Annotated in this window: 27 protein-coding genes and 1 pseudogene; 18 read left to right on the top strand and 10 right to left on the bottom strand. The window is 67.4% G+C overall.

Annotated features, from left to right (window positions below; genetic code table 11):
• Positions 1-148: 148 nt before the first annotated feature.
• Genes AC6CID_RS05360 through AC6CID_RS05370 form a run of 3 tightly spaced genes read left to right on the top strand, consistent with a single transcriptional unit; the run spans position 149 to position 3,190 of the window.
• The gene (locus AC6CID_RS05360) at positions 149-1,387 is read left to right on the top strand and encodes a glycosyltransferase family 4 protein (RefSeq protein WP_006551781.1); all 1,239 of its coding nucleotides are present in this window, start codon (positions 149-151) and stop codon (positions 1,385-1,387) included.
• Positions 1,381-2,112, top strand: coding sequence for a class I SAM-dependent methyltransferase (locus tag AC6CID_RS05365; RefSeq protein WP_024103028.1), 732 nt, complete (start codon positions 1,381-1,383; stop codon positions 2,110-2,112). Before AC6CID_RS05360 ends, AC6CID_RS05365 begins: the two co-directional genes overlap by 7 nt.
• Positions 2,099-3,190 carry a glucosidase family protein gene (locus AC6CID_RS05370; RefSeq protein ID WP_064061891.1) on the top strand — a complete coding sequence of 364 codons (1,092 nt, stop codon included), beginning with the start codon at positions 2,099-2,101 and terminating at the stop codon, positions 3,188-3,190. Before AC6CID_RS05365 ends, AC6CID_RS05370 begins: the two co-directional genes overlap by 14 nt.
• A gap of 1 nt (position 3,191) precedes the next feature.
• Here the strand turns inward: AC6CID_RS05370 and AC6CID_RS05375 are convergent, their stop codons facing one another.
• Both AC6CID_RS05375 and AC6CID_RS05380 read right to left on the bottom strand, forming a co-directional pair.
• On the bottom strand, positions 3,192-3,854 hold the full coding sequence (locus AC6CID_RS05375) for a class I SAM-dependent methyltransferase (protein ID WP_006551778.1): 663 nt from the start codon (positions 3,852-3,854) through the stop codon (positions 3,192-3,194).
• Positions 3,829-4,062, bottom strand: coding sequence for a hypothetical protein (locus tag AC6CID_RS05380; RefSeq protein ID WP_498353657.1), 234 nt, complete (start codon positions 4,060-4,062; stop codon positions 3,829-3,831). The genes AC6CID_RS05375 and AC6CID_RS05380 overlap by 26 nt, the downstream gene beginning before the upstream one ends.
• 792 nt (positions 4,063-4,854) lie before the next feature.
• On the opposite strand from AC6CID_RS05380, the gene AC6CID_RS05385 reads away from it, so the two are divergent.
• From AC6CID_RS05385 to AC6CID_RS05405, 5 genes are read left to right on the top strand one after another with little or no spacing between them, the layout of a single operon-like run.
• Entirely contained in the window at positions 4,855-5,253 is a 399-nt protein-coding gene (locus tag AC6CID_RS05385; RefSeq protein ID WP_033096821.1) for an ArsR/SmtB family transcription factor, read from the top strand.
• Positions 5,250-6,347 (top strand): ACR3 family arsenite efflux transporter, encoded by a 1,098-nt coding sequence (arsB, locus tag AC6CID_RS05390; RefSeq protein ID WP_019290010.1) that lies wholly within the window; start codon positions 5,250-5,252, stop codon positions 6,345-6,347. Before AC6CID_RS05385 ends, arsB begins: the two co-directional genes overlap by 4 nt.
• A gap of 3 nt (positions 6,348-6,350) precedes the next feature.
• Entirely contained in the window at positions 6,351-6,764 is a 414-nt protein-coding gene (locus AC6CID_RS05395; RefSeq protein ID WP_072740566.1) for an arsenate reductase ArsC, read from the top strand.
• Between the two features lie 14 nt (positions 6,765-6,778).
• Positions 6,779-7,840 (top strand): ArsO family NAD(P)H-dependent flavin-containing monooxygenase, encoded by a 1,062-nt coding sequence (locus tag AC6CID_RS05400; RefSeq protein WP_006551771.1) that lies wholly within the window; start codon positions 6,779-6,781, stop codon positions 7,838-7,840.
• Positions 7,841-7,853: 13 nt separating this feature from the next.
• The gene (locus tag AC6CID_RS05405) at positions 7,854-8,261 is read left to right on the top strand and encodes an arsenate-mycothiol transferase ArsC (protein WP_006551770.1); all 408 of its coding nucleotides are present in this window, start codon (positions 7,854-7,856) and stop codon (positions 8,259-8,261) included.
• Positions 8,262-8,313: 52 nt separating this feature from the next.
• On the opposite strand, the gene AC6CID_RS05410 is transcribed toward AC6CID_RS05405, so the two are convergent.
• Positions 8,314-8,805, bottom strand: coding sequence for an ArsI/CadI family heavy metal resistance metalloenzyme (locus tag AC6CID_RS05410; protein ID WP_006551769.1), 492 nt, complete (start codon positions 8,803-8,805; stop codon positions 8,314-8,316).
• 97 nt (positions 8,806-8,902) lie between these two features.
• On the opposite strand from AC6CID_RS05410, the gene AC6CID_RS05415 reads away from it, so the two are divergent.
• Positions 8,903-9,262, top strand: coding sequence for an Rv2640c family ArsR-like transcriptional regulator (locus AC6CID_RS05415; RefSeq protein ID WP_006551768.1), 360 nt, complete (start codon positions 8,903-8,905; stop codon positions 9,260-9,262).
• Positions 9,263-9,386: 124 nt separating this feature from the next.
• On the opposite strand, the pseudogene AC6CID_RS05420 reads toward AC6CID_RS05415, so the two are convergent.
• From AC6CID_RS05420 to AC6CID_RS05450, 7 genes and pseudogenes are all read right to left on the bottom strand, one after another.
• Positions 9,387-10,040 (bottom strand): annotated as a pseudogene (locus AC6CID_RS05420) (LLM class flavin-dependent oxidoreductase); the annotation flags it as partial.
• Positions 9,950-10,318: a carboxymuconolactone decarboxylase family protein gene (locus tag AC6CID_RS05425; RefSeq protein WP_006551766.1), complete on the bottom strand. Its 369-nt coding sequence runs from the start codon at positions 10,316-10,318 to the stop codon at positions 9,950-9,952. The gene AC6CID_RS05425 and the pseudogene AC6CID_RS05420, both read right to left, overlap by 91 nt.
• Positions 10,315-11,214 (bottom strand): NAD(P)-dependent oxidoreductase, encoded by a 900-nt coding sequence (locus AC6CID_RS05430; protein WP_498353658.1) that lies wholly within the window; start codon positions 11,212-11,214, stop codon positions 10,315-10,317. The genes AC6CID_RS05425 and AC6CID_RS05430 overlap by 4 nt, the downstream gene beginning before the upstream one ends.
• On the bottom strand, positions 11,211-11,960 hold the full coding sequence (locus AC6CID_RS05435; RefSeq protein ID WP_498353659.1) for an SDR family oxidoreductase: 750 nt from the start codon (positions 11,958-11,960) through the stop codon (positions 11,211-11,213). The genes AC6CID_RS05430 and AC6CID_RS05435 overlap by 4 nt, the downstream gene beginning before the upstream one ends.
• Positions 11,961-11,986: 26 nt before the next feature.
• Positions 11,987-13,456, bottom strand: coding sequence for an aldehyde dehydrogenase (locus AC6CID_RS05440; protein ID WP_498353660.1), 1,470 nt, complete (start codon positions 13,454-13,456; stop codon positions 11,987-11,989).
• 160 nt (positions 13,457-13,616) lie between these two features.
• Complete coding sequence (locus tag AC6CID_RS05445) at positions 13,617-14,447, bottom strand: oxygenase MpaB family protein (RefSeq protein ID WP_498353661.1); 831 nt, start codon at positions 14,445-14,447, stop codon at positions 13,617-13,619.
• 46 nt (positions 14,448-14,493) lie between these two features.
• Positions 14,494-15,090 carry a TetR/AcrR family transcriptional regulator gene (locus AC6CID_RS05450; RefSeq protein WP_019290002.1) on the bottom strand — a complete coding sequence of 199 codons (597 nt, stop codon included), beginning with the start codon at positions 15,088-15,090 and terminating at the stop codon, positions 14,494-14,496.
• Between the two features lie 87 nt (positions 15,091-15,177).
• On the opposite strand from AC6CID_RS05450, the gene AC6CID_RS05455 reads away from it, so the two are divergent.
• The 9 genes from AC6CID_RS05455 (at position 15,178) to AC6CID_RS05495 (ending at position 24,089) form a co-directional block, all read left to right on the top strand.
• Entirely contained in the window at positions 15,178-16,404 is a 1,227-nt protein-coding gene (locus AC6CID_RS05455) for a cytochrome P450 (protein WP_498353662.1), read from the top strand.
• Positions 16,405-16,480: 76 nt separating this feature from the next.
• Entirely contained in the window at positions 16,481-17,041 is a 561-nt protein-coding gene (locus AC6CID_RS05460; protein ID WP_016693012.1) for a TetR/AcrR family transcriptional regulator, read from the top strand.
• A 75-nt stretch (positions 17,042-17,116) separates the two neighbouring features.
• Positions 17,117-18,304: a cytochrome P450 gene (locus AC6CID_RS05465; protein WP_006551758.1), complete on the top strand. Its 1,188-nt coding sequence runs from the start codon at positions 17,117-17,119 to the stop codon at positions 18,302-18,304.
• Positions 18,297-19,082 (top strand): SDR family oxidoreductase, encoded by a 786-nt coding sequence (locus tag AC6CID_RS05470; protein ID WP_006551757.1) that lies wholly within the window; start codon positions 18,297-18,299, stop codon positions 19,080-19,082. The genes AC6CID_RS05465 and AC6CID_RS05470 overlap by 8 nt, the downstream gene beginning before the upstream one ends.
• Positions 19,079-20,467, top strand: a complete 1,389-nt coding sequence (cyp51, locus tag AC6CID_RS05475) for a lanosterol 14-alpha demethylase (RefSeq protein WP_006551756.1) — start codon at positions 19,079-19,081, stop codon at positions 20,465-20,467. The genes AC6CID_RS05470 and cyp51 overlap by 4 nt, the downstream gene beginning before the upstream one ends.
• Positions 20,468-20,474: 7 nt before the next feature.
• Positions 20,475-20,669, top strand: a complete 195-nt coding sequence (locus AC6CID_RS05480) for a ferredoxin (RefSeq protein WP_006551755.1) — start codon at positions 20,475-20,477, stop codon at positions 20,667-20,669.
• Between the two features lie 15 nt (positions 20,670-20,684).
• Positions 20,685-21,236: a Cif family virulence factor gene (locus AC6CID_RS05485; RefSeq protein WP_006551754.1), complete on the top strand. Its 552-nt coding sequence runs from the start codon at positions 20,685-20,687 to the stop codon at positions 21,234-21,236.
• Positions 21,230-22,489 carry a hypothetical protein gene (locus AC6CID_RS05490; protein ID WP_498353663.1) on the top strand — a complete coding sequence of 420 codons (1,260 nt, stop codon included), beginning with the start codon at positions 21,230-21,232 and terminating at the stop codon, positions 22,487-22,489. Before AC6CID_RS05485 ends, AC6CID_RS05490 begins: the two co-directional genes overlap by 7 nt.
• 22 nt (positions 22,490-22,511) lie before the next feature.
• Positions 22,512-24,089 carry a GMC oxidoreductase gene (locus AC6CID_RS05495; protein WP_006551752.1) on the top strand — a complete coding sequence of 526 codons (1,578 nt, stop codon included), beginning with the start codon at positions 22,512-22,514 and terminating at the stop codon, positions 24,087-24,089.
• Positions 24,090-24,120 lie beyond the last annotated feature (31 nt).

Consider the following 24,120-nt stretch of genomic DNA (forward strand, 5'->3'; position numbering starts at 1 on the left):
CGTGGTCCCACTCGTATCGCCGATCCGCACCGGGTGCGGTCCGGCTCGCTATCGTGAGGACACAAAACATGTTCTAGTGTGTGCCCTACACAACTAGTGGACATCTGTCCGAGTGACCTGGCCCTCCGAGCGAACCCCGAGGTGGAATGTGCGCGTAGCTCTGTTGTCGTACCGGAGCAAGCCGCATTGTGGGGGTCAGGGGGTCTACGTCCGCCATCTCAGTCGCGAACTCGTCGCCCAGGGGCACACCGTCGAGGTGTTCTCCGGGCAGCCGTACCCCGAGCTCGACCCCGGCGTGACGCTCACGAAGGTGCCCAGTCTCGATCTCTACCGCGACGACGATCCGTTCCGCACCCCGAAGCTGGGTGAGTACCGCGACTGGATCGACGTCCTCGAGGTCGCCACCATGTGGACCGCCGGTTTCCCCGAACCACGCACCTTCGGTCTGCGCGCCGCACGACTGCTGCGCGACCGCCTCGGCGACTTCGACGTCGTGCACGACAACCAGTCGCTCGCGTCCGGCTTGCTGCGCATCGCCGAGGACCTTCCTCTCGTCGCGACGATCCACCATCCGATCACCCGCGACCGCGAACTCGATCTCGCCTCCGCGACCACCCTCAGCCGTAAGGTCACGCTCCGGCGCTGGTACGGATTCCTGCGCATGCAGGAGAAGGTGGCCCAGCAGATTCCCACGCTGCTCACGGTGTCGGAGAACTCGGCCGACGACATCCGCACCGCCTTCGGGATCGAATCCGAACGCATCCACACGATCCCGCTCGGCGTGAACACGGAGGTGTTCGCGCCGCGGAAGGACGAGCGAGTTCCCGGTCGGATCGTCTGCGTCGCGAGCGCCGACGCCCCGCTCAAGGGTGTTCCCACCCTGCTCGAGGCGGTCGCGAAGCTGCGCACCGAACGCGAGATCGAACTGGTCCTCGTCTCGAAACTCGCCCCGGGCGGCGCCACCGAGAAGCTCATCGACGAACTCGCGATCGGCGACGTCGTGCGCACCGTCTCCGGGATCGACGACACCGAACTCGCCGACCTGCTCGCCTCCGCCGAGATCGCGGCGGTGCCGTCGCTGTACGAGGGATTCTCGCTGCCGGCCATCGAGGCGATGTCGTGCGGAACACCGCTCGTCGCGAGCCGCGCCGGGGCCATCCCCGAGGTCGTCGGGGGCGCCGGTCGGCTGGTGCCTCCGGGCGACGCCGAACAGCTTGCAGCAGGGCTCGCGGGCCTGTTCGACGACCCGGCCGAGCGTCGGCGTCTCGGCACGAAGGGCCGCGAGCGTGTGCTCGAACGCTACAGCTGGGCGGCCGTGGCCGCGCAGACCGCCGCGATCTACGACAAGGCGATCGCCGCGCATCGAGAGGGGAAGAACGGATGCTGACCGTCGACTTCGACCGCCTGGGCGTCGTACCGGGGATACGCGCTCTCGACATCGGGGCCGGCGCGGGGCGCCACTCCTTCGAGCTGTACCGCCGCGGCGCGGATGTCGTCGCCTTCGACCAGAACGCCGACGACATGAAGGCCGTCGCGGACATGTTCGTCGCGATGGAACTCGAAGGCGAGGTCCCCGAGGGTGCGCTGGCCCGGGCCGAGGTCGGCGACGCGCTCGCGCTGCCGTACGACGACGCGACCTTCGATCTCGTGCTCATCTCCGAGGTGCTCGAGCACGTGCCGGAGGACGAGCGGGCCATCGCCGAACTCGTCCGGGTCCTCAAACCCGGTGGTGTCGCGGCCGTGACCGTGCCGCGCTGGCTGCCGGAAAAGATCTGCTGGGCACTGTCGGATGCCTACCACGAGGTGGAGGGCGGGCACATCCGCATCTACAAGGCCGACGAACTCGCCGCGAAACTCGCCTCAGCCGGTCTGACGGTCTCGGGCACCGACCACGCCCACGCACTGCACGCACCGTACTGGTGGCTCAAGTGCGCCGTCGGCGTCGACAACGACGACAATCCGCTGACGAAGGCGTACCACCGGCTGCTGGTCTGGGATCTTATGAAGGCCCCGTGGATCACTCGCACGGCCGAGAAGATCCTCGATCCCGTCATCGGGAAGAGTGTCGTGTTCTACCTCGAGAAGCCGGGAAACGCCGGTGCGGCGCGGTGAATCCGCGCGCGTGACGGTGCCGTCGGTGCCGGGTGTGCTGTCGCCGGAACAGAGCCTGGCGACGGGCCGGGCCATCGCGCGGATGCAGGAGCCCTCGGGCGCCGTCCCGTGGTTCCCCGGTGGGCACATCGACCCGTGGGATCACATCGAATCCGCGATGGCGTTGACCGTCATCGGTTTACGCGAAGAGTCGGACGCCGCCTTCGAGTGGTCGCGGCGGACGCAGCGCGCCGACGGGTCGTGGCCCATCCAGTTCCGGGGCGACATCGTCGAGAACCACGACACCGACAGCAATTTCACGGCCTACATCGCCGTTGGCGTATGGCACCACCATCTCGTGACGGGTGATCGCGGGTTCGTCGAGCACATGTGGCCGACGGTGCGGGCAGCGCTCGACCTCGTGGTCGACATGCAGTTGCCGGGCGGCCAGATCTCCTGGGCGCGAGGCGACGGCGGGATGTTCGACGAAGCGCTGCTCACAGGCTGTTCGAGTATCCACCAGAGTCTGTGGTGCGGTCTGCGGATCGCCGATCTGATCGGTGAGGCGCAACCCGAATGGGAGGTCGCGCTGATCCGTCTCGGCCACGCTCTGCGTCGGCATCCCGAGGCGTTCACGCCCAAGCCCGAGTACTCGATGGACTGGTACTACCCGATCCTCGGGGGAGCGGTGCGCGGCACCGATGCGCACGAACGGATCCGCGAACGCTGGTCGGATTTCGTCGTCGACGGTCTCGGGATCCGGTGCGTCGACCATCGTCCGTGGGTCACCGGAGCCGAGACGTGCGAACTGGTCCTGGCGCTCGACGCACTCGGCCACGCCGGGCGTGCCCGCGAATTGTTCGCGGCCATGCAGCATCTGCGCGACCCGGACGGTTCGTACTGGACCGGTCTGGTCTACGCCGACGGCAAGCGCTGGCCGGTGGAGGTCAGTTCCTGGACCAGCGCAGCGGTGATCCTCGCCGCCGACGCGCTCTCGCGCACGACGGGAGGAAACGCGATCTTCCGGGATGCGGCGGCACCCGCCGACCAGGTGGGCGCCGACCGCTGCACCGAGCGTTGCCCGGTGCTCGTCCGGTAGTTCAGCTGCCGGGCCGTGATCCGACCGTGCCGGCGGTGCGTTGGAGAACCCGCAGCGAGGACGTCACCGACTTCTCGACGAACTCCCCGCTCTCCAGTGCGAGACAGTAGATCTCGTACGGAGGCCGGCCGCCGTCCTTCGGGTCGGGGAAGACGTCGTGGATGATCAGGGCGCCGCCGATGCGCACCCATCTCGCCCAGCCGTCGTAGTCCGCCCGGGCCGCCTCGCTGCTGTGTCCGCCGTCGATGAACACGAACGAGGCGGGGGTGCGCCAGAACGACGCCACCACAGGAGAATTGCCGACCACCGCGACGACGTGCGATTCGAGGTCGCCGTCGGCGAGAGTGTGCCGCAGTGCGCCGACCGTGTCGAGGCGGCCGGTGTGCGGGTCGACCAGCGACGGATCGTGGTAATCCCAGCCGGGCTGATGCTCCTCCGAACCGTGGTGGTGGTCGACGGTGACGATGGTGCCGCCGGTCGCCTTGGCCGCAGCGCCGAGATACACGGTCGAGCGGCCGCAGTAGGTGCCGATCTCGACGCCGACGCCGTCACCGAGATACTGCACCGCAGCCTCGTGCAGTGCGGTTCCCTCGTCCTGGGGCATGAAACCCGGTGTCGCCTCAGCGAGTTCGATCGCCTCACGGGGCAGGGTGGTGCGGGACATCGGATGGATCTCCGTTCTTCTCGCGTGATGCGGTGTATCCCGAGCACCCTACCGACCGATCGCGGCGTCCGATGCTCTCGGACACGACGGTGAGACTGTCGAGATCGCGGATCGCGGCGCACGACCGCTCGACCATCACCGCGAACATGCGGTCGCCGCGCTTGGTCCTCGTGGCGATCCGGCCCGTTCCGATCCGCTCGACCTGCACGTGCGTACCGTGCCACTGAGCACGGCCGAGAGTCGTTCGGGAGTCAGGTCGTCCACCGACAACTACAGATCGGTCATCGTGCGCTCCGGCCGGGGTTTGCGGGTAGAGGTGCGAAACGCTCGGGGTCGCGGGTCGTCCGCCACGCGGCGGCGACCGGGGCGAGCTCGGTGGGCTTGGCGCCGTTTCGGTGGGCGCCGCGTCGATCGGTCCGGAATGAGCACGGACCTGCGCGTCGTCCCTGAAACGGTGCAGTACCTGAGGATCCCAGCTGTTCGCACGCGCGAGCACGTCACCACAGCCCTGCAGGTAGGTTGCGAGCCGTCCGGTCAGCTTCCGCGAACGAAAGATCCTCGGGCGTCGACTCGTCGACGGTCGCGAGGACCGACCAGATGCGATCTGTCGACCGGGCTACGACGGGACACGCCGTGCCGCCGCCACCGGACTCGTTGTACGGGGGACTGACGGAGATCACCGCGAATCTCCCACCTCGGCGAGCCAATGCGCGGTGATCGCTGTTTCATAGGCCATGACCACGGCTGTGGTCAGTGGATGTTCGGTATCCCGCGGTCGGCACAACGATTGGGGTCTCGGTTCAAGAACCGATTCCATCCGTTCCACAGTTCGTCGATGAGCTCGAGGAGCCGTTCACGAGAAAGCGTGAACTGGGTACTGGTTGTCATGGGCGGTGATCCTAGGAATGTGAACCGTCAGGTTCTGTGGGAGGAGGTTCTGCCCTGACCGGATGTGGCAAGACGATTTGCCGGCTGATTCGATCAGTGTCAATATTGATGGGTGTCGATTCAAACTGATAGTGGTGACCTCTGCTGCGCACCACTGGTACGGGAACCTCTGACGGAGGACTGGGCCGCAGACCTGGCCCGGATGTTCAAGGCGATCGGAGACCCGGTACGCCTACGGCTGCTCAGCCTGATCGCCAGCCATGAGGGCGGCGAAAGCTGTGTCTGCGACATCAGCCCGGCCTTCGACCTGTCCCAGCCGACCATCTCGCATCACCTCAAGGTGCTGCGCGAGGCCGGCCTGCTCGACTGCGAACGCCGTGGCACCTGGGTGTACTACCGGGTGATCCCGTCAGCGCTGGCGCAGTTGTCGGCCGTGCTCTCCGCCGAGGTAGGGGTGTTGCCGGGTTCGGGCTGTGCCCCGGCCAGCGATGCCGTGGAGTCGGCCCGATGACCGCGACGAACACCGAACACCCGGCTGTCGTCGGGAAGATGTCAACCCTCGACCGGTATCTGGCCGTGTGGATCGGCGCCGCCATCGTGGTGGGTCTGTTGCTCGGCCGCCTGATCCCCGGACTGGGTGAAGCGTTGAGTTTCATCGAGATCGACGGCATCTCCCTGCCGATCGCCCTCGGTCTGCTGATCATGATGTACCCGGTGCTGGCGAAGGTGCGCTACGACCGCCTCGACACCGTCACCGGCGACCGCAAACTGCTGGTCTCGTCGCTGATCCTCAACTGGATCCTCGGACCCGCACTGATGTTCGCACTCGCCTGGCTGATGCTGCCGGATCTGCCCGAATACCGCACCGGCCTGATCATCGTCGGCCTCGCGCGCTGCATCGCCATGGTCATCATCTGGAACGACCTCGCCTGCGGCGACCGGGAAGCCGCGGCGGTGCTGGTGGCGATCAACTCGGTGTTCCAGGTGATCATGTTCGCCGTGCTCGGCTGGTTCTACCTGTCGGTGCTCCCCGGCTGGCTCGGCCTCGAACAGGCCGCCCTGGACGTATCGCCATGGCAGATCGCCAAATCGGTGCTGATCTTCCTCGGCATTCCCCTGGTCGCAGGGTTCCTCACCCGACACTTCGGCGAGAAGGCCAAGGGCCGCACCTGGTACGAGGACACCTTCCTGCCGAAGATCGGACCGTGGGCCCTGTACGGGTTGCTGTTCACCATCGTGATCCTGTTCGCCTTGCAGGGCGAGCAGATCACCTCCCGCCCGCTGGACGTGGTGAGGATCGCGCTGCCGCTGCTGGCGTACTTCGCGATCATGTGGGTCGGCGGATACCTGTTCGGCGCCGCGATCGGCCTCGGCTACGAACGCACCACCACCCTCGCGTTCACCGCGGCGGGTAACAACTTCGAGCTCGCCATCGCCGTGGCGATCGGCACCTTCGGCGTGACCTCCGGGCAGGCCCTGGCCGGGGTGGTCGGACCGCTCATCGAGGTTCCCGTCCTGGTCGCCCTGGTCTACGTCTCCCTCGCCCTACGGAAGCGCTTCACCCGTCACGAGTCGGCGCAGGTGCCGGCGCCACGAAAGGTCTGATCCGTGAGCACACCGAGTGTGTTGTTCGTCTGTGTCCACAACGCCGGCCGCTCGCAGATGGCCGCCGGGTTCCTCACCGCTCTGGCCGGGGACCGGATCGAGGTGCGTTCGGCCGGCAGCGCCCCGGCCGAGCAGGTGAACCCGGCCGCGGTCGCGGCGATGGCCGAGGTCGGCATCGACATCTCGACCGAGAACCCGAAGATCCTCACCACCGAGGCGGTGCAGGCATCGGATGTGGTGATCACGATGGGCTGCGGGGACACCTGCCCGGTCTTTCCCGGCAAGTCCTACCGCGACTGGGTGCTCGACGACCCGGCTGGGCAGGGCCTCGAGGCGGTGCGTCCGATCCGCGATGAGATCCGCGCCAAGGTCGAAGCCCTCATCGCCGAGCTGACCGCCCCGCCCACCCCGCGCTGACGCGAGGCTCTCCGATGACGACGAACGTCGATGTCGTGGTGATCGGCGGTGGGCAGGCGGGTCTGGCTGCCGGCTACTATCTGCGCCGGGCGGGGCACCGCTTCGTGATCCTCGACGACCAGGAACGGCCGGGTGGGGCGTGGCCGCACATGTGGTCCTCGCTGCATCTGTTCTCCCCGGCGGAATTCGCGTCCCTGCCCGGGTGGCCGATGCCCCGCTGGCCGGACGGATTCCCGCCGGCACGGCATGTCGTCGACTATCTCACCGCCTACGAAACCCGCTACGGCCTGCCGATCGAGCGGCCGGTGCGGGTGCAGGCGGTACGCCGCGACGGCCCTGATCTGCTGGTCGACACCGACCGCGGGCAGTGGCGGGCGCGGCGGGTGATCAGCGCCACCGGTACCTGGCAGCGACCGTTTCTGCCGAGCTATCCGGGCATAAATGTGTTCACCGGGCGGCAGTTGCACACCGTCGACTACCGTAGCGCGGCCGAGTTCACCGGCTCGGACGTCGTAGTGGTCGGGGGTGGCAACTCCGCGGCTCAACTCGTCGCCGAGATCTCCACCACCGCGAGAACCATCTGGGTCACCAACCGGCCCCCGCGGTTCCTGCCGGATGGCGTCGACGGCCGGGCCTTGTTCGAGCTCGCCTCCCGCCGTGCAGTGGCCCTGGCTGCCGGACGGACTGATCCCGGCGGCATCGCCGCCCTGGGGGACATCGTGATGGTCCCGGAGGTGCTTGCCGCCCGTGAGCGCGGCGTCTTGACCGCGCTGCCGATGTTCGATCGGCTCACCGTCGACGGCATCGCCTGGGGTGAGCGTCACCAGCGGGCTGATGTCGTGGTGTGGGCGACGGGATTTCGGCCCGCCCTCGCACACCTGCGCCCGTTGCGGCTGCGCGATCACACCGGCACGGTGCCGGTCGCCGGCACCCGCGCACTCAAGGAACCGCGCCTGCACCTGCTCGGCTACGGCGACTGGACCGGACCCGGTTCGGCCACCCTCCTCGGCGTCGGCCGCACCGCCAAGGCCGCTGTCGCCGACCTCGACCTCGACCTCGACACCCGACCTGCGTGAAAGGACCTCGACCGTGAGCACACCCTCGGTGCTGTTCGTCTGTGTGAAGAACGGCGGAAAATCCCAGATGGCCGCCGGACTGATGAAAGCCGCCGCCGGCGACACCCTTACGGTGCACTCCGCCGGCACGAAACCCGGCACCAGCATCAATGCCTTGGCCGCCGAAGTACTCCTCGAAGTCGGCGTCGATATCACCGGCCAGACCCCGGTACCGGTCGACCCCCAGCTGGTTCGGAACGTCGATCTCGTGGTCACCCTCGGCCGCGAAGCCCGTCTCGATCCGGTGCCCGGGACACAGTTCGAGAACTGGGACACCGACGAGCCGTCCGAGCGCGGCATCGACGGCATCGAACGGATGCGGCTGGTCCGCGACGACATCGCCGCTCGCGTCACCGACCTCGCCCACCGGCTCCGTCGCTGAAGACACCGATGTCGGCCACCCGAATCCGGTGGCCGACATCGAGGTGGGTTGTTCAGCAGCAGGACGGTGCGGCCGGGGCCTGCTGTGTGTCCTCGGCCGGGGCCGCAGCGGTGCCGCAGCACACCCCACCCCCGGCGGTGGCCGGATCGTCGAGATGCTGCGGGCTCGAACCGAAGGTCTCCGAATCGGCGAGGACGGTGTACACCTCCCACTTCTCCCCAGCCGGGCCGGTGACCCACACCTTGTCCTGGGTAGCGAAGCAGCAGGTGGTGCCGATCTCCTCATCGGTGAACAGCCCTTCGCCGGTCAGGCGGGCAATCTCGGCATGGACCTTCTCGCTCGATTCCACCTCCACGCCCAGGTGGTTGATGGTGCCGCCCTTGCCGGGGTTCTCCAGCAGCACGAGCTTGAGCGGCGGCTCGGCGATCGCGAAGTTCGCGTAGCCCGGCTTGACCTTGGCCGGTTCGGTGCCGAACAGCTTCGAGTAGAAGGCGACCGCTTCTTGCAGGTCGTCGACGTTGAGGGCGAGTTGTGCGCGGGACATGACATCCTCCACTTGTGTGACATATGTCGAAACTCTGGACGGGTACAGGATGCGCCACCTTTTCGACATATGTCAAGTAAGTGGATAAGCTCGAACCATGCCGAAAGCTCTGCCTGTGATCGACGTCAGCGCCCCGATCTGCTGCGAACCGGTTTCGGCCGCGCCGATGAGCGACAACGCAGCTCTCGAACTCGCCCTGCGGCTGAAGGCGCTGGCGGACCCGGTCCGCATCAAGCTCATGTCGATCCTGCTCACCGCCGACGACGGCGAAGTGTGCACCTGCGATCTCGCCACCGGCGTCGACCTGACCGAATCCACCGTCAGTCACCACCTCGGGCAACTGCGCAAGGCCGGCATGGTCGTATCCGAACGCCGCGGGATGAACGTCTTCTACCGCCCTCGCGCCGAGTCTCTCGAAGCCCTGCGGATGGTGCTGGACCCGAACTGTTGTCGCTGATCCCGACGTGGTGTCGATTACCTGCCATATGGCCCGGAAGGACGTACATCGAGCAGAAAATCGGGGGTTGGGCGCGCAGCGGCCTTGGTTGGGTCGCTGGTCCGGTGAAGACTGTGTGCAGGACGACGGCGTCGGCCACGCGTCCCGCCAGGTCGAGCGTGCGCTCGCCGAGCGCGACCATGAGGATCGGGATGCGGTCGACGTCCTCGGCGGTGCGTCGCAGATACGGGAAGTCGCCGGCTGGGCCGTGCCGGTCGACGACCGCGTCACCGCGCCACAGCGTCCGGAGCAGATCGACGGTGTCCTCGAGCCGCGCCGACGTCACGCGAGGCAGACCCATGAGAGCGAACAGCACGTCGAAGCCGCGGCCGAGCCCGAGGGCGTAGCGGCCGCGGCTCAACCGGTGCAGTGTGGTCGCCATCGTCGCTGTGACGAGGGGATGGCGGGTGTGCGGATTGGTCGCCGCGGTGCCGATCCCGAGCGTGCGGCTCGTCGCGGCGGCCGCACCGGCCAGCGCTGCTGCGTCCTTGGTGTCGAACCGTTCCGACAGGAAGGCCGAGCCGAGACCGATGCGTTCGGCGACGACGATCTCGTCGAGCAGCGCCCTCGGGTCGTCGGCGTGCCCGGCGAGGCCGTAGAATCCGAGTTCCGGACAGTCCGGCTCCGGTACGGATCCGCCGGGGATGCTCACGAGCGGGCCGCCGCCTTCCGTCGCTGCAGCACGCTGCCCACTGCGTTGTCGAGCTTCGAGCCCAGCGGCCAGCCCACGTAGTGGCACAGGAACAGGGCGATCTCGCGGAGCTGCTGCTCGTCGAGCTCCTCGTTCTTCAGCGCCGCTTCGATCTGGATTTCGGCGATGTCGGGGGCCCCCTGTGCGGTGAGTGCCCCGAGCAGCAGCAGTCGCCGATCACGAATGGTCAGCCCGGGCCGGGTCCAGATGTTCGCGAACAGGTGGTCGGCGGTGACGGCGAAGTGCTCACCGGGACCGTCCTGCATTTCCCAGCCGTAGACCTTGGACATCATCTCCAGGCCGCGGCGGCGGGTCTCGTCGGTCATGCGTGCTCCTTCCGGGAACGGGTCCGTGCGATCTCGCCCGTGCCGACTCCGAGGCCGGGGCCGAGGTCGGACAGCGCCCGGGCTCCGAGCGGCAGGGCGATTCCGAGGCGATCGCCGAGATCGAGTGCGAGCGCGAGATCCTTCTCACCCAGGGCGCGCACGCGCGAGAAGATCGGGAACCAGGAGTCGTCCTCTGCGAGGGGAGATGTGGTGTCGCGCCACATGATCGAACCGGCGCCGCCGGTGATCGCGTCGGTGTGCCGGACGACCCTGCCGAGCTCGGTGAGGTCGATGCCCGCGGCCTCGGCGAGTCGCTGTGCCTCCGTCGCCGCGGTGAACGCGATGAAGTGGAGCAGGTTGCGGGCGAGCTTCATCCGGGTTCCCGCGCCGACGGGACCGGCGTGCACGACCAGCGACGCGAAGGTGCCGAACGGTTCTTCGATCTTGGCGAAGCCGTCGTCGGTCGCGCCGACCATCACTGCGAGAGTGCCGTTCTTCGCACCGCCGGCGCCGCCGCTGACCGGTGCATCGACGAAGTCGACTCCCTTCTCGGCGCACTTCGCGGCGAGTTCGACGGCGGTGGTGTCGGAGATCGTCGAGTGCACCGCGACGACCGTGCCGGGCCGGGCCGTCGCGAGAAGTCCGTCCGGACCGGTGACGACGTCGCGGACCTGGGCGTCGTCGAGGACGGTCACGCACACGAGGTCGCAGTCGGCGGCCAGCTCCGCCGGGTTCGACGCCGCGGCGGCACCCTTGTCGGTGAACGGGCTCATCGCCTCGGGCACCACGTCGAGCACGGTGAGGCCTCCGGGTCGGGTGAACAGCCGCTCGGCCATCGGTGCCCCCATGTTGCCCAGCCCGATGTAACCGACCCGGCCGATCGTGGAGCCGGTCACGAGCGGATCACCTGCCCGCCGTCGACGTTGAAGATCTGCCCTGTGACCCAGGCGGCCTCGTCGGAGAGCAGGAACAGGCATATGCCGACGAGATCGTCGGGAGTGCCCATGCGCTTGAGCGGCAACTGCTTCACCATGTCGGCGACCATGTTCGCGGGGGTGGTGGTGCGGGTCGCCTCGGTGTCGATGGGACCGGGGGCGATCGCGTTGATGCGGATGTTCGATCCGCCGAGCTCGACGGCGAGTTGCTGTGTGAGACCGTTGATCCCGACCTTCGCGAGCCCGTAGAAGCCCGAGTACAGCCAGGCTGCCGTCGACGACTGGTTGACGATCGACCCGCCGTTCTTCGTCATGTGCGGCCACACCGCGCGGGTGACGTTGAGGGCGCCGTCGAGGTTCACGCTCATGAACTTCTTGTAGTAGTCCCACGGAACCGTCAGCAGCAGATCGAGTTTCATGCCGCCGTAGATGGCGGCATTGTTGACCACGTGGTCGATGCCGCCGTAGATCTCGACGGTCGACGCGGCGAGCGCCTCGGCGGAGGCGGGGTCGGAGACATCGACCGAGGTGAAACTCGCGACGCCCCCGTCGGCGACGATCTGTTTGGCGACCTGCTCGCCGAGTTCGGCGTTGAGGTCGGCGACCACTACGTTCGCGCCCTCGGCGGCGAGCGCACGCGCGTACGCCTCGCCGATCCCCTGGGCGGCGCCGGTGACGATCGCGGTGCGACCGGTGAAACGTGCCATCGGAAAAGTCCTTTCGGAAGTTCGGGTCAGCTCGCGGGTTCGGCGACGAGCTTGGTCTCCAGGTACTCCTCGAAACCGGCCACACCCATCTCGCGGCCGATCCCGGACTGCTTGTAACCCCCGAACGGGGCGTCGGCGGCGTACCAGATGCCGCCGTTGACGCCCAGCGTGCCGGTCCGTACACCTGCGACGACCCGCGCGATGCGGTCCGGATCGGTGCCGTACACCGAACCCGAGAGGCCGTAGAGGGAGTCGTTGGCGATGCGGATCGCGTCGTCGTCACCGTCGTGAGGGATGATCACGAGCACCGGGCCGAAGATCTCCTCCTGCGCCGTGCGCGCGGAGTTGTCGAGGCCGGCGATGAGGGTGGGCTCGACGAAGAAGCCGCGCTCGTGTTCGGCCGGACGTCCGCCGCCGGTGACGATCGTGCCGCCCTCCTCGACGGCGAGGCGGATGTAGCCCTCCACGCGCTGCCGCTGCTTCTCGGAGATGAGCGGCCCGCACACCGTGCCGGGATCGCGCGGGTCGCCGGGCCGGATACCGCTCATGGACTTCGCGGTCAGGGCCACCGCTTCGTCGTACCGTTCGCGGGGGACGAGCAGGCGCGTGGTGATCGCGCAGCCCTGGCCGGCGTGCGTGCACACGGTGAAGGCCGCCATCGAGCAGGCGCCGCGCAGGTCGGCGTCGTCGAGGACGATGAACGCCGACTTGCCGCCGAGTTCGAGGAAGACCTTCTTGAGGTTCTCGGAGGCCGCGCGCATCACGGCCCGGCCGGTCGCGGTGGAACCGGTGAACGAGATCAGGTCGACGCGCGGATCCTCGCTCAGCTGTGCGCCGAGCCGGTGGTCGCTCGAGGTGACGATGTTCAGTACTCCCGGCGGGATGTTGGTCTCCTCGGCCGCGATCCGCCCGACCAGTGCCGCGCACCACGGGGTGTCGGGGGCGGGCTTGAGCACCACGGTGTTCCCGGCGGCGAGAGCGGGCCCGAGCTTGGCGAAGTTGATCTGGTGCGGGAAGTTCCACGGCGTGATCGCGCCGACGACCCCGACCGCCTCCTTGAGCAGATAGCGGTGGGTCGGGATACCCATGGGGGAGGCGTTGCCGAGATCCTGCGTCCACGCGTAGCTCTCGGCGAGGTCGGCGAAGTAGAGCAGGTCGTCGATGGGGCCTTCGAGATGCGCGGCGCTCGTGAGGAATCGGGGAGCACCGACCTCGGCGATGGTGATCTCCCGCAGTTCCTCGATGTGTTCGCGCAGGGCGTCGCGCAACTGACGGAGGCAGCGGGCCCGGAAGGCGTGGTCGCGTGACCAGTCGGTGTCGTCGAAGGCGCGACGCGCGGCCGCGATCGCGGCGTCCATGTCGGTGGCGGTGCCCTCGGCCGCGTGGCCGAGCAGTTCTTCGGTGCTCGGATCGGTGATCGCGAAGGTGCCTCCGCTGCCGGGTACGAGCTTGCCGTCGATCAGAAGGGTGGAGCTGTCGGTAGGGCGAAGTGTCATCAGACGTTCCCTCGGTTCTGGACAGGTGTCTGGACTATAGTTCGGCGACGCGATCGAATGCAACGGTTCGTCCGAAACGGACGAAACCGGTGTCGTGTGTGAGGAATTCGACGAATCTCGCACACAACACCGGTCTCGACGAGGGTCCGGTGGTCTCCGGTCAGAACACGCGCAGTCCGAGGTGTCGCCGCGTGCGCAGATCGAGCAGATAGGACTTCCACAGCAACGGCCATATCCACGGCGTGACGCGGTGCAGGCGCCGGACCGCCACGAGATAGCGGTCGAAGCGTCGCTGGTCGTCGGCGGTCCACGGGTAGTGCATGAGGTCGCGGAACTCCGGCGGCAGTGCACCGCGGGTGATCAGTTCGAACGACCTGCCGAGCACCCGGTGGATCCCGCGGCCCAGTCGTCCGAGACGCACCTCGAGGAACGCGAGATTGCAGAGTTCGGTGAGGTACTCGCGCACCTGCTCGTTCATGGAGATGTCGGTGACGCCGGCCTTCCACAGTTCCTCGTACTCCTCGCGGGTCGTGGGCCACGACTCCGGTCGGACGTTCAGTGTCGTCGCGAGGGTTGCGCCGTCGCGAAGGATGCGGGCGTACTGCTCCTCGGTGAGCGGGCCGTACAGGACTTCGTGCTGGTCGATGAAGTACTCGAGCAGGCAGACCGCGACCCACAACTGCAGGGCGGGGGAGTTGGCGCTGTAGCGGACCTCCGCGCCGGGTGACGACGTGACCCGCGCGTGGATCTTCCGCACCGACTCGCGGACGAAATCGCGGTCGGCGTCGTTACCGAACACCGCGACCGCCAGATAGGTGCCGGTCGTGCGGGCCCGCTTGACCGGATGGAGATCGGCGCGGCCGGTATCGACCGTGCTGTCGACGACGCCCTGGCCGACGCCGGGATGGGCGAGCTGCATGATGACGTTGGCGGCGTTGATCGTGCCACCGAGCGGTGAGACGAGATCGCCGAGAGTGTCGATCGTCCGCATGACCCCTCCATCTGAAGACGGACGTGTTCAGTTGATGCGTGCCACTCTAGCGTGTCTTCGTGGGGTCGAGGGAGGCGCCGGCCAGAACTCCGCGCACGACCGCTTCGTAGATGCGGTCGAGATCGAGCTCGTCGCCCAGGAAGCCGCTGCTCTGGAGAACCGCGAAACCGTGCAGGGCGGCGAACATGCCGACCGCGGCCTCGAGCGTCTCCTCCTCCGGAACGCCGCAGGATGCGAGCATCGTTCGCAGAGCGACGTTGGCGTCCAGTGCGGCGGCGAGCAGACCGTCGCGATCGACCGGTGCAGTGGTCAATGCTTCGTAGCGGCGGGGATGTTCGACGGCCCAGATGTGGTGGGCGTCGATCAGCGCGCGCAACCCGTCGACGCCGCTGCGGCCCATCGCGACCTCCCGCAGATGCGCTCCGAGATCGCTCATCGCGCGGATCTGCACGGTCGCCCGCACATCGTCGAGATTGCGGACGTGGTTGTACAGCGAGGCCGTGACGATTCCCAAGCGCGACGAGAGGGTGCTCATCGTGAGCTGTTCCCATCCCAGCTCGTCGACGATCCCGAGCGCGGCTGCGACGACCTTGTCGCGGGTCAGTGTCCGCCGACGCACGGGTCGGGAGTTGTCGTCTGCCATGAAAGCAGTCTAAGGGGCTTCCATTCCAAACGAAGGTGAGTAGTTTGTAAACGAATACCATTCGTACAATCCCACGAGAGCGGCTTCATGACGACTTCACCCACAGATCTCAAGAACCCCGACGTCTTCGCCCAGGGGGTCCCGCACGGCTACTTCTCCGAACTCCGGCGCACCTGTCCGGTCCACCGCCAACCCGAGGAGGGCGGCGCAGGCTTCTGGGCCGTCACCCGGCACGCCGACGTCATCGCGGTCTCCCGCGACAGCACGACTTTCTCCTCGGCCCTCGGGACCACCCAGATCGACGATTTCGACGAGGAGACACGCCTGAAACAGGCGTCCATGCTGCTCAACCTCGATCCGCCGGAGCACACCCGCCTTCGGCAACTCGTGAGCCGTGGCTTCACCCCGCGCATGGTGAAGACGCTCGAGGAGCGCATCCGGCGGACGTGCGAACGCACCGTCGACGCCGCGATCGAGGCCGCACGCGACGGCACGGTGATCGACTTCGTCCCGGCGATCTCGGCACCACTGCCGCTGGAGGTGATCGCAGCGCTGCTCGGCGCACCGGCCGAGGACGTCAGCAAGCTCTACGACTGGTCGAACCGCATGATCGGCTGGGACGACCCCGAATACGGCACCACCCAGGAGGACGGCGAGCTCGCCGCCGCCGAGATCTTCCTGTACGCCAACGAGATTTCCGCGCAACGACGCATCGAACCGCGCGACGACATCGTCTCGAAGCTGGGGTGTCCCGACGAGAACGGCGACACGCTCTCCGAGATGGAGTTCGACATGTTCTTCGTCCTGCTCGTCATCGCGGGCAACGAGACGACGCGCAACGCGATCTCGGGCGGGATGCAGGCCTTCGTCGATCATCCCGAACAATGGCGCCGGCTGCAGGACGATCCCGGTCTGATCGACAGCGCCGTGGAGGAGATCCTGCGCTGGGTCACGCCCGTGGTCGGCTTCCGCCGCACGCCCACCTGTCCGGCCGCGATCGGCGACCAGCAGGTCGAACGGGGCGACAAGGTGATCGTCTACTACCCGAGCGCGAACCGCGACGAGGAGGTCTTCGACGACGCGCACGTCTTCGACATCGGGCGCGAGCACAATCCGCACGTCGCCTTCGGTGGGACGGGTGTGCACTTCTGCCTCGGGGCACATCTGGCGCGACTCGAACTGCGGATCATGTTCGAGACCCTCGCCGCCCGGATCGATCGGGTCGAGCCGGCGGGTGAACCGCGGCGGTTGCGATCGAATTTCATCAACGGCATCAAGTCCATGCCCGTCCGTATCCACCCCCGAGAGCGCTGAATTCGCCGAATGAACGCGCTGCGGGCATTGCCGACCCCCTCCAACCGTAGTAATGTCCAGACACGTGTCCAGAAACGTGAATCTCGAATCGACCCGTCGCCGCCTGACCGAGAAGCAGGCCGACACGGTTGCGAGGCTCACGCAGGCCGCGGTCGAGGTGCTCCGCGAGGAGGGATTCACGGGGTTGACGGTGCGTATGGTCGCCGCCCGCGCCGGTGTCGCCCCGGCCACCGCCTACACCTACTTCTCGTCGAAGGAACACCTCGTCGCCGAGGTGTTCTGGCGTCGCTTGGCCAACGCTCCCACGGCCGACGCCGAGAGCACGAGCCGTGCCGATCGGGTGGTCGCGGTGCTGCGGGGAATCGCGCTGTTGCTGGCCGACGAACCCGAACTCGCCGCCGCCGTCACCAGTGCACTGCTCGGTCACGACCCCGATGTCGAACACCTGCGTGCGCGCATCGGACTCGACATCCGTCACCGGATCTCGGCAGCGCTCGGCGCCGACTCCGATCCCGACGAACTCGAAGCACTCGAACTGCTCTACGCCGGCGCGCTGGTCCGGGCCGGCATGGGCTACGGCACCTACGAGAAACTCGCCGACAGGCTGGAGACATCCGCCCGACTGCTATTGGAGTGAGCCATGATCCAGGCATCCCCGGGCTCCGCGTCGCACGCAGGGCCCGCTTCGCCCGATCCACCGACGCTCGGCCCCGTGATCTTCAACCCGTACGACTACGCCTTCCACGAAGATCCGTATCCCACCTACCGCCGCCTCCGTGAAGAGGCGCCGGTCTACCACAACCCCGACCTCGAGTTCTGGGCCCTGTCCCGTCACGCCGACGTCGTCGCGGCCTTCCGCGACAACACGCGACTCTCGAGTGCGAACGGTGTCTCGCTCGATCCGTCCGCCTACGGGCCCAACGCCCACAAGGTGATGTCCTTCCTCGCGATGGACGACCCGCGCCACATGCGCATGCGCCGGCTCGTCTCCAAGGGATTCACTCCGCGGCGCGTCGCCGACCTCGAGGAACGCATCCTCGAACTGACCCTGCGCTATCTCGAACCCGCTGCAGAAGCAGGGGAATTCGACTGGATCTCGGAGTTCGCAGGCAAGCTGCCCATGGACGTGATCTCCGAACTCATGGGCGTGCCCGAATCCGACCGCAGCGAGATCCGCCGTCTCGCCGACCTCGTCGTCCACCGCGAGGAGGGCGTGCTCGACGTGCCGGTCGCCGCGATGGAGGCATCGCTGCACCTCGTCGGCTACTACGCCGACATGCTCGCCGAACGCCGGAAGAAGGAGACCTCCGACCTCACGTCGGCGTTGCTGGCAGCCGAGATCGACGGCGACCGGCTCACCGACGACGAGATCATCGGGTTCATGTTCCTCATGGTGGTCGCGGGCAACGAGACCACCACGAAACTCCTCGGTAACGCCCTCTACTGGGGCGCGCACAACAAATCCGAGGTGGCGCAGGTCCTCCGCGATCCGGCTCGCGCACCGCAGTGGGTGGAGGAGACCCTCCGCTACGACACCTCGAGCCAGATCGTCGCCCGCACCGCCGTCGCCGATATCGAACTGCACGACGCCACCATCCGGTCCGGCGACAAGGTGCTGCTGCTCATCGGATCCGCCAACCGCGATTCCGACGTATTCGACACCGCCGACGACTTCCGCATCGGACGCGACAGCTCCCAGAAGATCGCCAGTTTCGGTGGGGGAGTGCATTTCTGCCTCGGTGCACATCTGGCCCGCCTCGAGGCGAACATCGCGCTCGAACAGTTCGCCCGGCGCGTCGCCGACTACGAGATCGACGAGGACCGCTGCGAACGTGTCCATTCCACCAATGTCCGAGGCTTCGCGGCCCTTCCTGTAGAGGTCACCGAACGACATGCCTAGATTCGAACCCCATCCCGAACGCCGTCCCGCGCTGGTCGCCGGAGCCTCCTCCGGAATCGGTACCGCCACCGCCTACGCGCTCGCCGAGGCCGGGCACCCCGTCGCGCTCGGGGCGCGCCGCGTGGAGGAGTGCGCGGCGATCGCGGAGAAGATCCGCGGTGAGGGCGGCGAGGCCTTCGCCCACTTCCTCGACGTGTCGTCCACCGAATCCGTCGACGAGTTCGTCACCGCAGCGGAAGAGGCTCTCGGCGCCGCGGAGATCGTCGTCTCGGGAGCGGGCGACATGGATTTCGCGCTGCCCCACGAGATGGACCCCGACCGGTTCGCCTTCCAGGTCAACGTGCACCTGATGGGCACCCAACGCCTGGCCCATCGCGTGCTCCCCGGCATGATCGAACGCAAGCGCGGCGACTTCGTCGTGATCGGATCCGACTGTGCCGTGCTTCCCCGGCCCTGGATGGGTGCCTACAACGCCGCCAAGACCGGCCTCGAAGCGCTCGTCCGCGAGATGCGGATGGAACTCGAGGGTACGGGTGTCCGCGCGTCGGTCGTGCGCCCCGGACCGACGCAGACCGGTGCCGGCATGACCGCGCCGGCGGAGGTGCTCGAACCGATGCTCGAAGACTGGGGCACATGGGGTTTCGCCCGACACCCCTACTTCCTTCGCGCATCCGACATCGCCGCGGCCGCGCTCTCGGTCGTCTCGGCCCCCCGCGGCGCCCACATCGTGCTCATCGAGGTTCAACCCGAAGCACCCCTGCGGAAGGACAATCCATGACCACACTCGTCGAGCCCCGGCGTGTGTCCGGCGGCGAACACGAACACGGCCACCTCGAGGAACTGCGCACCGATCCCATTGCGCTCATGCGCCGGGTGCGCGAGGAGTGCGGCGACGTCGGGGTCTTCCAGCTCGCCGACAAGAAGGTCGTACTCCTCTCCGGTGCGGAGGCCAACGAGTTCTTCTTCCGTGCCGCGGACGAGGATCTCGATCAGCAGGCCGCCTATCCGTTCATGAAGCCGGTCTTCGGTGAGGGTGTCGTCTTCGACGCCAGCCCCGAACGCCGCAAGGAGATGCTGCACAATTCGGCGCTGCGCGGCGAACAGATGCGCGGTCACGCGGCGACCATCGACCGCGAAGTGCAGGACATGGTCGCCCGGTGGGGCGACGAAGGCGAGATCGACCTGCTCGAATTCTTCGCCGAGCTGACCATCTACACGTCGTCGGCCTGCCTGATCGGCAAGAAGTTCCGCGACCAGCTCGACGGACGGTTCGCCCACCTCTACCACGACCTCGAGAAGGGCACCGACGCACTGGCCTTCGTCGATCCCTACGCGCCGATCGAGAGTTTCCGGCGACGCGACGAGGCCCGCCGCGGGCTTGTGGAGCTCGTGCAGGAGATCATGGACGGACGCATCGCGAACCCGCCGCAGGGCAAGGAGGACCGCGACATGCTCGACGTCCTCGTCTCGATCAAGGACGAGGACGGCAAGGAGCGGTTCAGTGCCGACGAGATCACCGGCATCTTCATCTCGATGATGTTCGCCGGCCACCACACCACCTCCGGCACGGCGGCCTGGGCGCTCATCGAACTGCTGCGCAACCCCGAGTGCATGCAGCAGGTCACGGCAGAACTCGACGTCCTGTACTCCGACGGCGAGAGCGTGAGCTTCCATGCACTGCGGCAGATCCCGGTACTCGAGGCGGTGCTCAAGGAGACGCTGCGCCTGCACCCGCCGCTGATCCTGCTTCTTCGGGTCGCGCGCGACGACTTCGAGGTCGCCGGATACCGGATCTCGGAGGGCGATCTCGTGGGTGCGACACCGGCGATCTCCAACCGGATCCCGGAGGACTTCCCGGATCCCGACGCCTTCGATCCCGGCCGCTACATCGACCCCAACCAGGAGGACATCGTCAACCGGTGGACCTGGATCCCGTTCGGGGCGGGCCGGCACCGCTGTGTGGGAGCGGCGTTCGCGCTCATGCAGCTGAAGGCGATATTCTCGGTTCTGCTGCGCGACTTCGAGTTCGAACTGTCCCAGCCGCCCGAGACCTACCGCAACGATCACTCGAAGATGGTGGTCCAGCTCGAACAGCCGTGTGCTGTGCGGTACCGGCGTCGCACCCGCGCGGCGGCCGGCACCGGCACGGCAACGCAGGAGTGAGGTTCGGATGAGGATCGAAGCAGATCTCGATCTGTGTCAAGGACACGCGATGTGCTCGATGGAAGCCCCGGACGCCTTCACGGTCGCCAAACGGGGTGAGGTGGAGATCCTCCTCGACCCCGTGCCGGAGGAGATGCACGCCGACGTACGAGCAGCTGTGAAGTACTGCCCCACCCAAGCCCTTCGCATCGTCGAAGACTGAGGACCAGGAGACAGGATGGCCACGTTCGATCGTGCCGAGCTCGACGAGATGATCACCCGCTGGGTCGACGCCAACAAACGCGCCGAGGCCGAAGGCGACTGGAAGCCTTTGGCCGACCTGTACACCGAGGACGCCACCTACGGCTGGAACTACGGTCCGAAGGACGAGTTCATGGCCGTGGGCCGCGAGGAGATCCGCGACCTCGCATTGGGCCAGGAGATGGACGGGCTCGAAGGCTGGCAGTATCCCTACCAGCAGTTCGTCGTCGACGAACGCTCCGGCGACGTGATCGGGTTCTGGAAGCAGATCGCCGACGCGACCCGCGAGAACGGCGAGCACTACTCCGTGCACGGCATCGGCGGGAGCTGGTTCCGGTACGGCGGCAACTTCCAGTGGTCGTGGCAGCGCGACTTCTTCGACTTCGGCAACGTCTCGCACCTGTTCCTCGAGATGATCACGGCGGATGCGCTGTCCGACGGCATGCAGAAGCGGATCGAGCGATCGACGGGGAAGAAGCGTCTTCCCGGCTGGTACCGGGTCGGCGAGTCGCCGGTTCCGTTGTGGTGACCGGCGTGGACACCGGCGGATCGTTCGCCGCGCTCTCCCGCACCGACCTCGCCGCGCTCGTCCCCGAACTGTTGCTGTGCGGTCAGCTCATCGACCGTTCGGGGATGGCGCATCTGATCTCGTCGTTCGGTCGGGAGGGCATGGCGGAGGTGGCCATCGAGGAATGGCAGGCGTCGTCGCCGTGGTACACGCGCCGCATGCAGCGTGCCCTGAAGTTCGAGGGCGACGACGTCGTCACCATCTTCAAGGGCATGCAACTCGATATCGGGGCGCCCCCGCAGTTCATGGACTTCCGCTATCGCGTCGACGACCGCGACCACGGCGAGTTCTCGCTCGACCATTGCGGGGCGCTGATGGACGTCGAGCCCCTCGGCGACGCCTACGTGACCGCGATGTGCCACGACATCGAGGACCCGACCTTCGACGCCACCGCGCTCGCCACCAATCCGCACGCCCGGGTGCGGCCGATCCATCGGCCGCCCCGCGCGCCGGCCGATCGGCACCCGCACTGCGCGTGGACGGTCACCATCGACCCCTCGTACGAACCACCGGCTGTCGCACCTCACACCGAAGCGCTCGGCCGGTCCGCGGCCGTGGCACTCGAGCTGAGCCCGATCGACCGCGACGGCGAAGGGAGACACGACTATTCGGGTCCCCTCCTCGCAGACCTCCGGTTCGACGAGTTCTCGAAGTCGGCCCTGGTACGCATCGCCGAGGAGGTGTGCCTGCAGCATCACCTGCTCGCTCTGGGCTTCCTCATGAGTGTGCGCAAGCGAACCGACGAGCAGTCCGCGATCGAGCTGACCCGCAAGCAGCTCACGGGTATCGCCGGCATCACGTCCGAGCGCATCCGTACCGCGCTGGGATTGCCGCGCTCGTTCGCCGGCCTGTCCGCGGTGCTCGACGTACACCCGATGCTGGCACCGGACCGGTATGTCGATCGGGTGATCTGTTTCGACGACGACGCGCTGGATCTCCGGATCAACCGGCGAGGTGGCGCCTTCGACGACGGGTCCTGGCCCACTTTGATCGACCCCGAACACCTCGGTCCGCTCGACGCTCTGGTGCGCGGTGTGGACCCGCACTTCACCACCCGCCTGGTCTCCGCGACCGAGGAGGCTCTCGTCGTCGAGGTGTTCCGTGCCGAATCCCCGGCGAACGAGTGCGACGAGGTCGCCATCACGCGCTTCAGCACGGGTTCGTCCTTCGTCTTCGAAGATCGGGGAATCCCACTCCCGCTCACGGTTGTCTGACCACGCTCCAGGAGAGCCCTTCGTGAATATTGCGCTGTCCCGCCGTACCTTCCTGCGGGGAACCGTCGTCGGCGGTGCGGCCGTTGCCGCGTTGTCGTTGTCCCCGATCCCACGCGCACGCGCCGAGGTCACCGAGGAGCGCCATCGGGCGGTCGTCGTGGGCAGCGGATTCGGCGGTGCGATCACCGCGTTGCATCTCGGCCGGGCCGGTGTGCAGACCCTGGTCCTCGAACGGGGCATCCGCTGGCCCACGGGACCGAATGCCGAGACGTTCCCTCACATGCTGCAACCGGACCGGCGGATGTCGTGGTTGTCGTCCGCCCCGGTGATGACCGGTACTCCGCCGATCCCGACCGAACCGTTCACCGGGCTCATCGAACGGGTTCCGGGGAACGGCATGGACGTCATGTGCGGCGCGGGGGTCGGCGGGAGTTCGCTGGCCTATCACGGCATGACCGTGCAGCCCGACGGGCAGCGATTCTCCGATTCGGTGTCCTCGCGTATCGACTACGACCTGCTGGCCTCCGACCACTACCGGCGGGTGGCGCGGATGCTGCAGGTCGCGACCATCCCGGACGATCTGCTCGACCACGATCGGTACCGGTCCTCACGACAGTTCCTGGACCGTGCAGGCTCGGAGGGCTACGACACGTTCAGGGTGCCGATGTGCATCGACTGGGACTTCGCGCGACGGGAGCTGACCGGGGAACTGAAACCGTCCTACACGACGGGCGACGTCATCTACGGAGTCAACAACGGCGGTAAGTTCTCGGTCGACGTCACCTATCTCGCCGAAGCTGAACGCACGGGGCACGTCACGGTCGAGCCGCTGCATCGGGTCGGCGACATCGAGCGCGCTCCGGACGGCACCTGGATCGTGCACGTCGACCGGATCCACACGGATGGGAAGGTTCTCGAACGCAAGCGGATCCTCGCACAGTCGCTGTTTCTCGGTGCCGGATCGGCCGGCACGACCCGTCTCCTCGTGAAGGCGAAGGCGAAGGGGTTCGTCCCCGATCTTCCCGACGGCGTCGGAACGGGATGGGGCAACAACGGCGACCGAGTGTTCGCCGTGACGAGTCCGCTCGTCAGCCCCGGCGACCATCAGGGCGGCCCCGCCTGTGTGGGTATGCGCGACTACACCGATCCCGCCGGACCGTTGATGATCGTCACCGGCCCGGTGCCGTTCCCCGACGATGTGGGAACGACCACGATGATCGGTCTGGGGATCGTCGACGGCCGAGGAGTCTGGCACTACGACGCCGGCCGCGACGATGCGGTCCTGAACTGGGATCAGGCCTACGACCGGGAACTCACCCGCGCGATCGAGGCCCGCATCCGGCGGATCGCGGGACCGGCCTCGATCGTCATCGACGTCAACGCCGTCGACATCAACACCTTCCATCCGCTCGGGGGTGCGCCGTTCGGGGCGGTGTGCGACGACGCCGGTCGCGTGCACGGCCAGCCCGGCCTGTATGTGGTGGACGGCGCGAAGATCTCGGGATCGACCGGGGCGTGCAATCCGTCGATGACGATCGCGGCACTCGCCGAGTACGGCGCCGATCGGATCGTCTCACGCGACCTGGATCGCGTGTTCTGACCTGACGGGTGGTTCCGGTGGCTCGGCCGCC

The sequence above is a fragment of the Rhodococcus sp. GQ147 genome (genome assembly GCF_059759155.1).

What these genes read in the sequence shown, in the direction of transcription:
- arsB (WP_019290010.1), top strand. Translation starts at nt 5,250, where the DNA reads ATGACCGCGACGAACACCGAACACCCGGCTGTCGTCGGGAAGATGTCA.
- AC6CID_RS05485 (WP_006551754.1), top strand. Translation starts at nt 20,685, where the DNA reads ATGGCCACGTTCGATCGTGCCGAGCTCGACGAGATGATCACCCGCTGG.
- AC6CID_RS05400 (WP_006551771.1), top strand. Translation starts at nt 6,779, where the DNA reads ATGACGACGAACGTCGATGTCGTGGTGATCGGCGGTGGGCAGGCGGGT.
- AC6CID_RS05410 (WP_006551769.1), bottom strand. Translation starts at nt 8,805, where the DNA reads ATGTCCCGCGCACAACTCGCCCTCAACGTCGACGACCTGCAAGAAGCG.
- AC6CID_RS05365 (WP_024103028.1), top strand. Translation starts at nt 1,381, where the DNA reads ATGCTGACCGTCGACTTCGACCGCCTGGGCGTCGTACCGGGGATACGC.
- AC6CID_RS05435 (WP_498353659.1), bottom strand. Translation starts at nt 11,960, where the DNA reads ATGGCACGTTTCACCGGTCGCACCGCGATCGTCACCGGCGCCGCCCAG.
- AC6CID_RS05480 (WP_006551755.1), top strand. Translation starts at nt 20,475, where the DNA reads ATGAGGATCGAAGCAGATCTCGATCTGTGTCAAGGACACGCGATGTGC.
- cyp51 (WP_006551756.1), top strand. Translation starts at nt 19,079, where the DNA reads ATGACCACACTCGTCGAGCCCCGGCGTGTGTCCGGCGGCGAACACGAA.
- AC6CID_RS05425 (WP_006551766.1), bottom strand. Translation starts at nt 10,318, where the DNA reads ATGACCGACGAGACCCGCCGCCGCGGCCTGGAGATGATGTCCAAGGTC.
- AC6CID_RS05375 (WP_006551778.1), bottom strand. Translation starts at nt 3,854, where the DNA reads ATGTCCCGCACCACCCTGCCCCGTGAGGCGATCGAACTCGCTGAGGCG.
- AC6CID_RS05440 (WP_498353660.1), bottom strand. Translation starts at nt 13,456, where the DNA reads ATGACACTTCGCCCTACCGACAGCTCCACCCTTCTGATCGACGGCAAG.
- AC6CID_RS05455 (WP_498353662.1), top strand. Translation starts at nt 15,178, where the DNA reads ATGACGACTTCACCCACAGATCTCAAGAACCCCGACGTCTTCGCCCAG.
- AC6CID_RS05415 (WP_006551768.1), top strand. Translation starts at nt 8,903, where the DNA reads ATGCCGAAAGCTCTGCCTGTGATCGACGTCAGCGCCCCGATCTGCTGC.
- AC6CID_RS05470 (WP_006551757.1), top strand. Translation starts at nt 18,297, where the DNA reads ATGCCTAGATTCGAACCCCATCCCGAACGCCGTCCCGCGCTGGTCGCC.
- AC6CID_RS05445 (WP_498353661.1), bottom strand. Translation starts at nt 14,447, where the DNA reads ATGCGGACGATCGACACTCTCGGCGATCTCGTCTCACCGCTCGGTGGC.
- AC6CID_RS05450 (WP_019290002.1), bottom strand. Translation starts at nt 15,090, where the DNA reads ATGGCAGACGACAACTCCCGACCCGTGCGTCGGCGGACACTGACCCGC.